We start from the raw sequence: 12,570 nt of genomic DNA on the forward strand, positions 1-12,570 counted from the left end.
CGTTACTCACCCGTTTGCCACTCGACTCTCAAAAGCAAGCTTTCAATCGTCTCGTTCGACTTGCATGTGTTAAGCACGCCGCCAGCGTTCGTCCTGAGCCAGGATCAAACTCTCCAATAAATCATATTGAAGAACTCAATCAAGCTCTCAATTATTCTATGTAAGAAATTGCCGATTGCTATGTTGTTCATACCAATCGATGTTTTGAATATGAAACCGAAGTTTCATCAAACATCTGGCTTGAATCATGTTGCATGATTCATTCTGCATTGTTTAGTTTTCAGAGAACAATCTCTGGTTCTTTCGAACCGCGCCGCTCATCGTAGCGACTTGTTTATTATATCGCGTTGAGTTTTCTCTGTCAAGAACTTTTTGAAATTCTTTTTGACTGAATTCGGAACCAATGTGTTTCAACCCTTTGCCAATCAAGGCTTTGCGGATTCACATCCTGTGCCGTATCTCTCAGCGACTTGTATTATGATACACGTCTTTTCCTGCTTTGTCAACACTTTTTTCAAAAAAACAAAAAACAGGCTGCAGTATCATCCACTGCAGCCTGTTTCACCATCAATTCATCAGTAAAACGATGATTACACCTGGCACCCCTAATACGCCGGCAATCAAAGCCTTCACAAAGGTAATCTGCACACCAGCGCCAAACAGATTGACAATCCAAAGCAGGACTGCCCCGACGACACTGTTGGTAATGAGTTTCCACAGCAATTTCATCGGCAGCGCAATGATCTTGCCAATCAAGCAGAGTACAATAAGGCCTACGGCAAAGGCCACAATGATTTCCATTAGATTTCCCTCCGATTTTCCATTGCCTTAGACAAGGTGACCTCGTCCGCATACTCAAGGTCACCGCCAATCGGCAAACCATGCGCAATGCGCGTGACTTTCACGCCCATCGGCTTGAGCAGTTTGGCAATATACATGGCCGTAGCCTCCCCCTCGACATTCGGGTTCGTCGCCATGATGACCTCCTTGACTGTATCATCAGCCAAGCGGTTCAATAATTCTTTGATGCGTATCTGGTCAGGCCCCACACCCTCAAGTGGCGACAGAGCCCCATGAAGCACATGATAGACACCGTGAAAATCACGCATGCGCTCCATAGCTGCGACATCCTGCGGCTGCTCGACCACGCAGATGATCGAATGATCCCGCTGATCGCTGCCACAGATTGCGCAGGGATTCTGATCGCTGAGATTGAAACAGGTATTGCAATAGCCGATTTTCTCTTTGGCCTCTACGATAGCACCGGCCAAGGCTTTCGCCTGTTCCACATCCATATCCAGCACATGATAAGCAAGACGCACTGCCGTCTTGTTTCCAATCCCCGGCAGTGCGCGAAAATGCTCTATCAGTTTTGCAAGCGGTGCAATGTATTGCACGATCAGAACATCCCTGGAGGCAGGCCAAGACCACTCGTCAGCTTGCCCATCTCAGAGGCCATCATATCGTCTACTTTCTTGATGGACTCATTGAATGCCGCCGAAATCAAATCCTGCAGCATCTCGACATCTTCTGGATCAACGGCAGCCGGATCGATAACCAGCGACTGCACCTGTTTCTCGCCATTCATGACGATCTTGACTGCACCGCCGCCAGCCGTGACTTCAACGGTCTTGCGTTTTAGTTCGTCCTGCATCTTCTTCATTTCATTCTGCATTTTCTGGACTTTTTTCATCATGCCGGCCATTTGGCCCATGTTGCCCATTCCACCAAACATGTTATTGCTCCTCTCAGTACACGCTGTAAGCCAGCATGCTTGTCTTTTCTTTTTCACTTCCTCTAGCCTACCAAAATAACGTGCTAACGTCAACCATAATCCACAAAGGCATACAGGACAAAAAATCCCGCCGCCTGAAAGACAGCGAGATTTTTCGCAGAAACAGTTTTCCAAAGTTTTACTATAGGTTTGAAAAAGAGAATCTTACTTCGCCACGACGGGGAAATCGCGCGTAAGCTTTATCTGAGATGCCGTAAGAGCTTCCGGTTTAGCAAACCATGCTAAAGCATAGGCTGCCGTGCCCGTATAATCGATAGCATACTCATTCGTAGACCAGGACGACAGGACATCCAAATAGGATTTTGCCGTCGGGATATGGCCGCTTTCCAGGTATTTCGTCTGATCCGGATCGCCGCCCGATACCGCATTCGGACCACCGACTAAGAGACCTGGGATATAGGCACCCGTACTCTCATGGATGCGATTGTGCGGATGCTCTGGCGGATTGGCACCAGCGCCCGTGAGGAAACTCTTGTCGAGCGAGTTGCGGCCAAACATGTAATGGATCTGTGACAGAGCACCTTCGACATAAGCCTGTTTCGGCTCAAGCTGATATGCCATAAGCAACATATCGCCCTGCGTCACAGCATTTTTCGTCGATGCCCAGGTATATTCTTCTTTAGAAAGGGCGCAGCCAAAGCCGTCTTTGGCAATCTTGCCAGCAATCATATCTGCATAATCAAGATACGCCTTCTTTACCTCAGCCTGCAGGCCAGCGTCGGCATTCTTGGACATCGCATAGGCAAACTGTGCCAGTGCCAACGTATTGTCCCAGGTGAAGAATCCCGGAGCCTTCGTAAGCTCTGCCTTATTGGCCTTGAGATACTCCTCATACTTCTTGTCGCCCGTTGTACGGAACATTTCAGCGGCCATCCACAGACGCTCCTGAATATCATTCGTATCATTGTACGGGCCCGAGCCACTTTCCTGGCCTTCATCGACACGGTAAACCGACTCTTTCGTCTTGGACAGATAGTTCCAGACCTTATCGGCATCCTTCAGCAAGGACTTGGCATACGCCTGATCGAAGTCCTTATAGACGCGACCGCCGATGGCCAGGCTGGCACCATACATCGCCGTGCTGGCCGAGCAGGTGCTGTAGAGGAAACGATCCTGCGTATCCGTATCCGGGCTCTTGTCAAAACCTGGCCACTGAGCACCAGATACCTTATGGAACGTGCTGCCATCCTTGCGCATCATCTTTTTCATGAAGTCAAACTCATACTTGACCTCATTGAGTGCATCCGGCAGGTTCTTATCATACTGGATGCCTTTCGGGAACAGCAGCTGACCTTTCGTGAAATGATCAGGATGCGCCTCATAGGCGAGCAGCAGCTCAGCAGCAGCGATGCCAGCCGTCGTCGTGTATTTGCCGTAATCACCGGCATCATACCAGCCGCCCGTCACATCGATCTTATCGCCCTTCTTGTTGAGCTTATCCGTAAAGTAGACCTGTGCCTCTTTATCCTGGGCATGGCCATTCTTCACCTTGAGCCCCGTGATGTCCGCATCATCGATTGGCGTGCCGCTGCGCGTCAACGTATAGGAACGCCAGGTCTGCACAGCCGGCACTGCATAGACATTATCGCCAATAGCAAAGTCATAGGATTCACGATTGCCGACTTTGAGCTTATAAGTACCAGGCGTATCAAACCCCGTGAAATCAGCCCGGCGCAGCGTCTCCTCCGACAGAGGATCCGCTTTGGCTGCCGACAGTTTCCCCGTATAGACAACCTTCCCCGTCTTGGCATCGACTACGCTGAAATCCGTATCGCCGGAATCCGTTACCATAGCTACTTTTTCATAGCCAGTAAGGTAACCAACCTGATCGACATGCATGCCAGCATCGGCAGCCTCCGTAAGGGATGCCATCCCGCAAGTTCCTAGCATGGCAATTCCAGCCAGCACCAGCCGGCAAAGTCTTTTCTTGCTCTGCATGATACTATCACTCCTTATTCTGCAAACGGCGTATACTTGATGGACTTGTACTCAGCCTTGAGAGGCATCTTGTCATCTTTGAACGGCTTGAGCCACTCATCGACGCCTTTGCCACACCATGCGTTCATAAGGATGCGGCCCTTCGTGCACGGCAGGTCGCCCCCTTCGACACGGTATACTTCTTTACCATCCACATACCAGATGATGGAATCCTTGTGCCACTCGAATACATACGTGTGGAAGTCTTCCGAAGCATCAAAGCCAAGGTCGATCATCTTCTCATGGCCGCCAACACCCTTGCGGAAGTAGTTGAGCTGGACCTTCGTGGTGTCCTTGCCCAGGACCTCGAAGTCGATCTCATCCCAGTCGTTGCCGTTATCATAGGGGCCCGTGCAGGTAAAGAACGAGGAAACGACACCATCGTTCTTGATGGCCTTCATGGTCGTCTCAAAACGTCCATAACCATAAAACCCTTTCGTACGGTATTCGCCGCCAGAATAGGGCACCTTATCGGCTGACGGATTCGGCGAGGGGCTGACTACCAGCTGCATAGCGCCATCGTTGAAAGTAACATTCTCTTTATGCCAGAATACATTGAACGGATTGCCATTCGTCCAGCCATCCGAAGGGATGGAGATATCATTCTCCCCCCCCTTCGTCAAGTCAATCGTAAAGGCATCACTGGCTTTTGTTTCCGTTGCCGGAGCAGCAAAAACGACTGCCGGTGAAACCATGTCCAATGAAACAGAGACTGGAGCTGCCAGCGCAGCGAGAACTGCAACTGCCAAGGCTTTCTTACGAATATCCATCATTCCGTATTCCTCCCGATTTTTTACATAATCAATGCGTTAGATCTTCGCCATTGCTGGCAATGACTTTCTGATACCAATAGAAGGATTTTTTCGGTTTACGTGCCAGCGTGCCCTCACCTTTGTTGTTCTTGTCAACGTAGATGAAACCGTAGCGTTTCTCCATCTCACCCGTGCTGGCCGAGACAAGGTCGATCGGCCCCCAGGGGCAATAGCCCATCAGCGTGATGCCGTCTTTCTCGATGGCATCCTTCATCTGAGCAATATGCTCGGCAAAGTACTTGATGCGTTCATCGTCATGTACTACACCATCCTCAGCCGGTTCTTCATGCAGGCCAATGCCGTTTTCCACGATCATCATCGGCAGTTCATAGCGTTCTGCCAGGACATTGAGCGTATAGCGCAGGCCAACCGGGTCGATCTGCCAACCCCAATCCGATGCCTTGACATATGGATTAGGTACTTCCTTGCCCATATGGATCTTGCCATCGGGGTCAAACTCACTGACAAAGCTCATATAGTAGGACAGGGCAAAATAATCTACCTTGCCTTCCTCCAGCAAGGCCAGATCCCCGTCTTCCATCTCGATATGATAGCCACGGTTCTCCCACTCTTTGAGCATATACTGCGGGTAATGGCCACGGCACTGGACATCGCCATAGTAGAAGGTACGGTCCATCTCCTTGAGTGCTGCCATCTGGTCAAGGGGTTTGGACGTGGCCGGATAGACAGGCGACATCGCAAGCATGCAGCCAATCTGGAAATCCGGATTGATTTTATGCCCCTCGATAACCGCTTTAGCCGACGCGACGAATTCATGATGCGCAACCTGATAGAGAACCTGATAGCGATCCTCGCCCTCTTTATAGACCACACCCGAATTCGTGAACGGAGCAAACGCGTCATCGACATTGCGCTGATTGTTGATTTCATTGAACGTCATCCAGTATTTTACCTTGTCTTTATAGCGTTCAAAGCAAGCAACAGCAAAACGGACAAACATATCGACGAGCTTGCGATTGCGCCAGCCACCATATTCTTTGACCAGATGATACGGCATCTCGAAATGTGAGAGCGTGATGACCGGTTCCATGCCATACTTGAGCATTTCATCGAAGAGATCATCGTAGAACTTCAGACCTTCTTCATTCGGCTCGAGCTCATCACCATTCGGGAAAATGCGCGTCCAGGCAATACTTGTACGGAAGCATTTGAAACCCAGCTTGGCCAGCAGAGCGATATCCTCTTTATAATGCGAATAGAATTCGATTGCCTCATGATTCGGATAGATCTTGCCTGGCAGGACACCATCGGTGATCTCACGCGGTTTGCCAGGACCGCCGACCGTCATGACATCGGCAACGCTTATGCCTTTGCCGCCTTCTTTCCAGCCACCTTCAAGCTGATGGGCTGCTACTGCGCCGCCCCAGAGGAAACCTTTTGGGAAACTCATAATCAGGCCTCCTTCTCAGCATCAAAGCGCTTATACACTTCGATGAATTCCAATGCAATCGTCTTAAAGCCCTCAGCACTCATGAGCTGATCTTCGGCATGGAGAATCAGCAGATTGATGTTGCCCCCCTCACCAGAAGCCTCCTTCTGCAGGAGCCCGGCATGGGCATCATGGCCCTCAACAAATGCCTCATCGCCATCTTTGATAAGTTTCTCTGCCGATTCGTAGTTGCCTTTCTTGGCCTCCTGAATGGCCTCAATGTAGCAGCTGCGGGCCGTGCCGACAGCCGAAATAATCTGAAATGCAGTAAGTTCCAAACCTTCCATTATAAAACCTCAATCCTTCATAAGTTTACGCGCGAAATCCAGAGCACCCTTGCCATCCATGCGGCCATACATGCGCATGTCGATAGCATCCACCGGAATCCCCGGAATCTGCTCAGCAATCTTGTTCTTCTGGAAACGGATCTGTGGTCCCAGCAGGACACAGTCAGCATCTGCGGCCTTCGTTGCTGCCTCCGATGCCGAGAAAGCATCGATGGAGCAATCGTAGTTATCTGCAGCAGCGGCCTCTTTCATCTTCTTGACCAGCATGCTCGTGGACATCCCCGATGCACAAAGTAAAACAATCTTTTTCATGATAAACTCTCCCCTTTGAACCTTTTGACTTGGAAAACTATAGTATTGACATATTTTGCTTAGAAATGGTAATCGAGCTGGGTGCGGATAAGGTTACGCGTGAATCTATTTTCCCCTGAAGTAGTGCCAGTAGCCTGCCATGGTGACATATTGCACTCAGAAATCTGATAGAATGTTTCCCATTCAATATTCTTCCATGGTACATATTTGAAACCAATCGTCCAACCTCTGGAATTCTTGAGCAGCGACCCCCAAGCATCATCTGCCCAGATATTACCATGGGCCTGGATATTATGATAGCGCAGATAAGCACCAAAAGAACCAACTACCGACGGATTCGTCCATTTATAATCAAGGCGAGCAAGATATGCACGGTTCTCATCATCATGCCCCGGATCAGCCTTATGATTTGTCTGAACATAATCAGCCGTCAAACGCAGATTCTTGGCAACATTGGTAGCGCCGCTGATAACAAACGCTTGATCACCATAAGGGTTCTTTTCTGTAGCTCCCCATGCCTTGTTTATGATTTCTGTACGGCCTTTATTGAGTTTTGCATAAGCAATATTGATATCAAAATTATGACCAATCGGACCGCTAAGCGTTGGTCCATACATAGAGAAATCAGCCTCTGGATATTCAGCCATCGCATAGTAGAATGCACCGGCGCGCAGGCCCTGTTTCGTGATGGGATAGCTGACATCGATACCACTTGTCGTGCAGCCAATCAACGAGAACTGCATGCCGAGTGGGCTCCATTTGCGGCCTGCATTGATCTGCAGACCGTTCTTGAGGTTGCCGCTAAGCCAGATGCGCTGAATCTGACCATCTTCCTTTTTCAATTTTCCATCGGTTGTGCTGTGGGCAAAACGCTGATTTGTCTCACTCTGGAAATGACCAGTCCATTCATCATTGATCTTGAGGTCGCCCATCAAGTTCAGATAGTAACGGGAAGTTTCTTTTTCATCCCTCCACGCAGCAGCCTGACCACGTGCCGTATCCTTATCCCACGATGCGCGTACAAAACCGTAGACTTTGACACGATCCTGTTCCTTCTTGACTTCGTTGACCTTGTTATCCGTCTCTGCTTTCTCGGCCTTGAGCTTGCTGTTTTCAGCCTTGAGTGCCTCGAGCTGTGCAGCGAGCTGCTGCTGCTGTGCCTCGATGGCCGCGATGCGGGCGCTGATATCGCCCTCTTCAGCCGGTGCGGCAAATGCCGTTCCCGTAAGCCCCATGGTCAAACCAAGCAAGATAGCTCCCGTTTTCTTGCGATTCATCATCATCCAACTCCCCTTATTCTCAGTGTTCTACAACAGCATCCGTATTCTCTGCGTTCTCCTCGGCCTGCTCACCGCGCTCCTCTTTAAGGAAGGCATTATCCTGTGCCTTGAGGAACGGGAAGTAGACAGCCGTAGCGATGGCAAGGTTCACGATCTGCACCACAGCGCCCTGCCAGCCGCCGAGCAGGAAACCAGCGATAACTGGCGGCGTCGTCCAAGGAACCTGTACGGCACTGAACGGAGCCATGAAGCCCAGCGAAATCGAGAAGTACGTGACAAACATAGCCAGCAGCGGTACCAGGATGAACGGAACCAGCAGATACGGGTTGAAGACAATCGGCAGACCGAAGATGATCGGCTCATTGATATTGAAGAGTCCCGGAACAAAGGCCATCTTCATCAGCGATTTGAGCTGCTGTGAACGGGCTGTGATGGCACCAGCAATCAAGAGGCCAAGCGTCAGGCCACAGCCGCCGCTCTTGACGAATACGTCGTTGATCTGGCAGGTGAAAATCTTCGCCTGCGGGTTGTTGATAAGGCTCATGCCTGCGTCAAGGATGTGCTGGTTATCGAGGGAGTTCGCAATCAACAGCGGGCTTACTACACCGCCGACAACGTTCGGACCATGGATACCAGCCCAGAACAGGATGCTCTGGAGACCAACGATGATGGAACCGCCAGCCAGCGAGTCCGAAAGCCCCTGCAACGGCGTCTGGATAACCTTGAAGATGAGTTCCGGCAGCGTCGTAGCACCGATATAATGGCAAAGACCATAGAGAATCGATGCCGTCGTGAAGAAGATCATGCCCGGTACCAGTGCCGTGAAAGCCTTGGCAACACCAGAAGGTACGGAATCCGGCATCTTGATGCCGATGTGGTTCTTTTCGCAGTAGCAGAATACATACGAGACGAAGAAAGCAATGATGATTGCCGTAATGACACCATTACTGCCTGCCCATGCCTTCGGGATGATATCACCAACAGTCTCCCCACCTTTGGTGATGATTGCCGGTGGCAGCAGGATAAGGAATGTGGACAATGCCAGGATTGACGCCATGATGGCATCACAGCCTTCATTTTCCACATATTTATAAGTGATAGACAAAACTACGATAAGTGCTAATACGCTAAACGTGCCGCCAGCAACAGCATTGAGCGGTGCCGTCCAGTCATTGCCGAACAGCGAAGCCATGAATTCTGCATAACCTGGGATTGGCATATTTGCGAGCAGCAGGAATACCGAACCGCAAATCGTGAATGGCGTCGTCATGATGAAGCCATCACGTAGAGCTGCTACAGCACGAATCTGAGCGAACTCTCCCATGAATTCGATAAACTTATCGAATAGTTCTTGTTTACTCATGTTCTTTTTCCTCTTTTCCAATAATCTGTAACCATGGAGCTGTGCGCCCAGCTCCTTCCCCTTAAGGTAAGTCTAATATAGCATGTCCTGCTTTTTACGCACAATAACGCCAAACCAATAAGAAACACTGATTCAAATCCCCTTGACAGATAATTCCCAGTCATGTAGCACTGTTACATATATTGCTTTTATTCATAATATTACGTCGTTATTGCATAAAAAAAAGACTCCCCTGCAGGGAAGTCTTAGAATAAACATTAAAAATAGAAATGCTTATTGAGCCACTGGTCTTTCTGCTGCGCATTCTTATAGTCAACGCGCGTCATCAGCACCGCAAACAGGATATCAGTCACGTATTTCGCCGTCAGCAGGAACAGGCGTGGCCCCAATTCCTCCATCGCTTTGGCCGTCGCCACAGGAAAGACTACATCAGCCATCGACGCCAGGGAAGATTGCGGTGCTGCCGTCAGCAGGAGGATTGGATTACCACGCATCTTCAGCAGATGCGCGATATCGAGCAACATGCGGTTCTCGCCAGTCCTGCTGATAAGGAACGCCACATGATCCTTCGGTGCCCCCGTCGCCTGCAGATACTGCATCGTCATAGCAGGATGTACCGTTGAGCACTTATTGGCCATGATGAAACCTGCAGCGGCCATATTCGCGATGTTGATATTGTTATCCGTCGCATAGAAATCCACATGGTCTGTCTTATTGAGCAGCGTCAGTGCCCGCACGAAGTCGGCAGGATCGAGCATCGTACGCGTATCCTTGATGGCATCAAGCTCGATGCTCGTAACCTTGTCGAGCAGCGAATGTACCGAGTCGCGATCCGTCATGATGAGTTCATCACCATGCGGCCGCTCGATATAACGCATCATCTCTGCCAGGAATTTGACGCGAAACTCCGTATAGCCGCCAAACCCGAGTTTTTGACTGAAGCGGACAATAGCTGCCGAACTCGTAAATGTCTCCTTGGCGAGCTGACGTGTGGACATCCCCGGCAGCATGCGAAAATGCGTCAGCAGATAATCCGCGATCATTGCCTCAGACTCAGAAAACCCTGTCTTCTCCTGCAGTTGCTTCACTAAACCAGTCATTTGTCATCCTCGATTTCTACTACATGGTCACCAAAATAGTTGAAAGCCGTCTCCAGCGGCGCTCGTTCCTCCGGCGGTATATCGTTGAGATCGACCGGAATGGCCGGCGGTTCCTCCGGCAGCGGAATGGCTTCCGCCCGCGGTTTCGGCTTCGGCCGCGGCGGCGGTGCCATCGGCGTATCTTCCCCACTGCACGACAGATGCAGCTCACGCCCTGTAATCTCCTGCAGCAAGGCTTCGAGCTGCTGCCGATAATTGCGCATCGTCAAGGATGCCATAAGGCTGCCCTTGAACTGGATGAAGAATTGTTTCTCCGTCATGCCTGCAAAAGTTCCCTGCTGCACACAGGCCAGGATTGGCATCTTATTGGTCTCCCGCAGCTTGCGCAGCAAGGCATCCCAGACCTCAGCATCGGCGGCTGTGACCTCTACCGGCTCAGGCGGCGCTGCCGGTACTGCCACCTGTGGACGCGCAAGTGCCGGCCGTTTAGCTGCTGTTGCCACAGCAGCTGGGGCAGCTGGTCTTGCAGCCAGCGCCGCTGTTACCTGTGCAAGTTTTGCCTCCAGCTGGGCAATGCGGGAATCCTCTGCAGGAGCAGCTGATGCAGCTGCCACACCGGTTACTGCAGCAGCCGCCGGCCGGCACAGCGCCAGCAATGCCACCTCGACCGTAATCCGCGGCTGCGGCGACCACTTCATCTCATTCATCGCTTCATGCAGCCTTTTGATCATCTGCATGATCTGCTCAGCCGTAAACAGCTGTGCCTGCTCCCTCAGCACCTCATCCTGCTCAGCATACAGGTCCATATTCGCGACTGTGCCAGCAGCCTGATAGATCATCAGGCTGCGCAAATGCAACGACAGCTCCGCCACGATCTGCTTGAGATCCTTGCCATCACGCAATAGTTCAGCAATGATTTGAAGGACTTCCTGCGCCTTATGCTCAGCTAGTGCTGTCGTCATGCGATAGATCCAGTCATGCCCGACGAGACCCAGGATCTGCCGCACGCGCTCAGATGTAATCTTCCCCTCAGCCAGTGCCGAGCACTGATCGAGAATTGAGAGCGCATCACGCAGACCTCCATCGGCCTGCACAGCAATCATCGTCAAGGCCTCATCTTCGGCATCAAGCTGCATTTCCTGCGCCACATAGCTAAGCCGCTCGCGGATTTCCTCCACCGTGATGCGCTTGAAATCATAGCGCTGGCAGCGGGACTGGATCGTCGCCGGCACCTTATGAGCCTCTGTGGTCGCTAGGATAAAGACAACATGGGCCGGCGGCTCTTCGAGTGTCTTGAGCAGAGCATTGAAGGCCTCCGAGGTCAGCATATGCACCTCGTCGATGATGTAGACTTTATACCGGCCATCAACTGGCGCAAATTTCACGGTCTCACGCAAATCGCGGATCTCATCGATACCACGGTTCGATGCCGCATCGATCTCAAAGACATCCATCGACGAGCCATCGTTTATCTTGCGGCACTGCTCGCACTCGCCACATGGATCAGGCGTCGGTCCATGCTCACAGTTCAGTGCCTTGGCAAGGATCTTGGCGGTACTGGTCTTACCAGTACCACGCGGCCCCGAAAACAGATAGGCATGACCGATGCGCCCTGATGTGATCGCATTGGACAATGTCCGGCTGATATGTTCCTGTCCCACCAGATCCTTGAAACTGCCCGGACGCCATTTGCGGTACAAGGCAATATATGCCATAACCTGTTCCCCCTAACTCTCCGTACACAAAAAAAGGATAGCCAACCGCTATCCTTATTCTTTTCCACGTCGGACCACAGTCCCCAGGCGACCTTGCGGCACATGAAGCGATCCGCTTATCGCTGCTTCCTTCCGGACCTGACGAGGTTCGCAGGACTCCATTGCGCAAGACCCAGACACTATGGCCCGACCTGAAAAAGAATCATTATTGTAAAAATGAATAAAAAAATGGCGGAGAGTGAGAGATTCGAACTCTCGATACAGCGTTCACCGTATACACGCTTTCCAGGCGTGCTCCTTCAACCACTCGGACAACTCTCCACAATGCTCTACAATGTAAGCTATTCATTTTTCGTCATCAAGCTTGTCGCTTAACAACAGAATTTATTATAGCGGCTCAAGTAACATCTGTCAATACTTTTTTCTAAAATAATGCAAAAAACTTTTACAAAAGAAAAGGAGCAGTTACTCTGCCCCTC

12 protein-coding genes, 1 tRNA gene and 1 rRNA gene are annotated in these 12,570 nt (G+C 50.8%); all 14 read right to left on the minus strand.

Annotated features, from left to right (window positions below):
- Window positions 1-120: ribosomal RNA gene (locus tag BM322_RS11170) — 16S ribosomal RNA — on the minus strand; the annotation flags it as partial.
- 447 nt (window positions 121-567) lie between these two features.
- Window positions 568-801, minus strand: coding sequence for a pro-sigmaK processing inhibitor BofA family protein (locus BM322_RS11175; protein WP_075430487.1), 234 nt, complete (start codon window positions 799-801; stop codon window positions 568-570).
- Window positions 801-1,397: a recombination mediator RecR gene (recR, locus tag BM322_RS11180; protein ID WP_075430490.1), complete on the minus strand. Its 597-nt coding sequence runs from the start codon at window positions 1,395-1,397 to the stop codon at window positions 801-803. Before recR ends, BM322_RS11175 begins: the two co-directional genes overlap by 1 nt.
- A gap of 2 nt (window positions 1,398-1,399) precedes the next feature.
- Window positions 1,400-1,735: a YbaB/EbfC family nucleoid-associated protein gene (locus BM322_RS11185; protein WP_075430492.1), complete on the minus strand. Its 336-nt coding sequence runs from the start codon at window positions 1,733-1,735 to the stop codon at window positions 1,400-1,402.
- Between the two features lie 204 nt (window positions 1,736-1,939).
- Window positions 1,940-3,733 (minus strand): glycoside hydrolase family 9 protein, encoded by a 1,794-nt coding sequence (locus BM322_RS11190; protein WP_075430494.1) that lies wholly within the window; start codon window positions 3,731-3,733, stop codon window positions 1,940-1,942.
- A 14-nt stretch (window positions 3,734-3,747) separates the two neighbouring features.
- Window positions 3,748-4,545 (minus strand): glycoside hydrolase family 16 protein, encoded by a 798-nt coding sequence (locus BM322_RS11195; protein WP_318254604.1) that lies wholly within the window; start codon window positions 4,543-4,545, stop codon window positions 3,748-3,750.
- A gap of 28 nt (window positions 4,546-4,573) precedes the next feature.
- Entirely contained in the window at window positions 4,574-5,995 is a 1,422-nt protein-coding gene (locus BM322_RS11200; RefSeq protein ID WP_075430496.1) for a 6-phospho-beta-glucosidase, read from the minus strand.
- 2 nt (window positions 5,996-5,997) lie between these two features.
- Window positions 5,998-6,321, minus strand: a complete 324-nt coding sequence (locus BM322_RS11205; RefSeq protein WP_075430498.1) for a PTS lactose/cellobiose transporter subunit IIA — start codon at window positions 6,319-6,321, stop codon at window positions 5,998-6,000.
- A gap of 9 nt (window positions 6,322-6,330) precedes the next feature.
- Window positions 6,331-6,633, minus strand: a complete 303-nt coding sequence (locus BM322_RS11210; protein ID WP_075430501.1) for a PTS sugar transporter subunit IIB — start codon at window positions 6,631-6,633, stop codon at window positions 6,331-6,333.
- A 59-nt stretch (window positions 6,634-6,692) separates the two neighbouring features.
- Window positions 6,693-7,910: a hypothetical protein gene (locus BM322_RS11215; protein ID WP_143102236.1), complete on the minus strand. Its 1,218-nt coding sequence runs from the start codon at window positions 7,908-7,910 to the stop codon at window positions 6,693-6,695.
- Window positions 7,911-7,932: 22 nt separating this feature from the next.
- Window positions 7,933-9,276 carry a PTS sugar transporter subunit IIC gene (locus tag BM322_RS11220; protein ID WP_075430505.1) on the minus strand — a complete coding sequence of 448 codons (1,344 nt, stop codon included), beginning with the start codon at window positions 9,274-9,276 and terminating at the stop codon, window positions 7,933-7,935.
- Between the two features lie 257 nt (window positions 9,277-9,533).
- Window positions 9,534-10,376: a MurR/RpiR family transcriptional regulator gene (locus BM322_RS11225; protein ID WP_075430507.1), complete on the minus strand. Its 843-nt coding sequence runs from the start codon at window positions 10,374-10,376 to the stop codon at window positions 9,534-9,536.
- Window positions 10,373-12,091 (minus strand): DNA polymerase III subunit gamma/tau, encoded by a 1,719-nt coding sequence (gene dnaX, locus BM322_RS11230; RefSeq protein ID WP_075430509.1) that lies wholly within the window; start codon window positions 12,089-12,091, stop codon window positions 10,373-10,375. Before dnaX ends, BM322_RS11225 begins: the two co-directional genes overlap by 4 nt.
- Before the next feature lie 229 nt (window positions 12,092-12,320).
- A tRNA-Ser gene (locus BM322_RS11235) sits at window positions 12,321-12,412 on the minus strand.
- Window positions 12,413-12,570: the final 158 nt, after the last annotated feature.

It is taken from the genome of Selenomonas sp. GACV-9 (assembly GCA_900116485.1).
Classification (GTDB): domain Bacteria; phylum Bacillota; class Negativicutes; order Selenomonadales; family Selenomonadaceae; genus Selenomonas_A; species Selenomonas_A ruminantium_G.

Excerpts from the sequence above, each read along its gene's own strand:
- BM322_RS11225 (WP_075430507.1), bottom strand. The coding sequence starts at position 10,376 with ATGACTGGTTTAGTGAAGCAACTGCAGGAGAAGACAGGGTTTTCTGAG.
- BM322_RS11215 (WP_143102236.1), bottom strand. The coding sequence starts at position 7,910 with ATGAATCGCAAGAAAACGGGAGCTATCTTGCTTGGTTTGACCATGGGG.
- BM322_RS11205 (WP_075430498.1), bottom strand. The coding sequence starts at position 6,321 with ATGGAAGGTTTGGAACTTACTGCATTTCAGATTATTTCGGCTGTCGGC.
- dnaX (WP_075430509.1), bottom strand. The coding sequence starts at position 12,091 with ATGGCATATATTGCCTTGTACCGCAAATGGCGTCCGGGCAGTTTCAAG.
- BM322_RS11175 (WP_075430487.1), bottom strand. The coding sequence starts at position 801 with ATGGAAATCATTGTGGCCTTTGCCGTAGGCCTTATTGTACTCTGCTTG.
- BM322_RS11185 (WP_075430492.1), bottom strand. The coding sequence starts at position 1,735 with ATGTTTGGTGGAATGGGCAACATGGGCCAAATGGCCGGCATGATGAAA.
- BM322_RS11210 (WP_075430501.1), bottom strand. The coding sequence starts at position 6,633 with ATGAAAAAGATTGTTTTACTTTGTGCATCGGGGATGTCCACGAGCATG.
- BM322_RS11190 (WP_075430494.1), bottom strand. The coding sequence starts at position 3,733 with ATGCAGAGCAAGAAAAGACTTTGCCGGCTGGTGCTGGCTGGAATTGCC.
- BM322_RS11195 (WP_318254604.1), bottom strand. The coding sequence starts at position 4,545 with ATGATGGATATTCGTAAGAAAGCCTTGGCAGTTGCAGTTCTCGCTGCG.
- BM322_RS11220 (WP_075430505.1), bottom strand. The coding sequence starts at position 9,276 with ATGAGTAAACAAGAACTATTCGATAAGTTTATCGAATTCATGGGAGAG.
- BM322_RS11200 (WP_075430496.1), bottom strand. The coding sequence starts at position 5,995 with ATGAGTTTCCCAAAAGGTTTCCTCTGGGGCGGCGCAGTAGCAGCCCAT.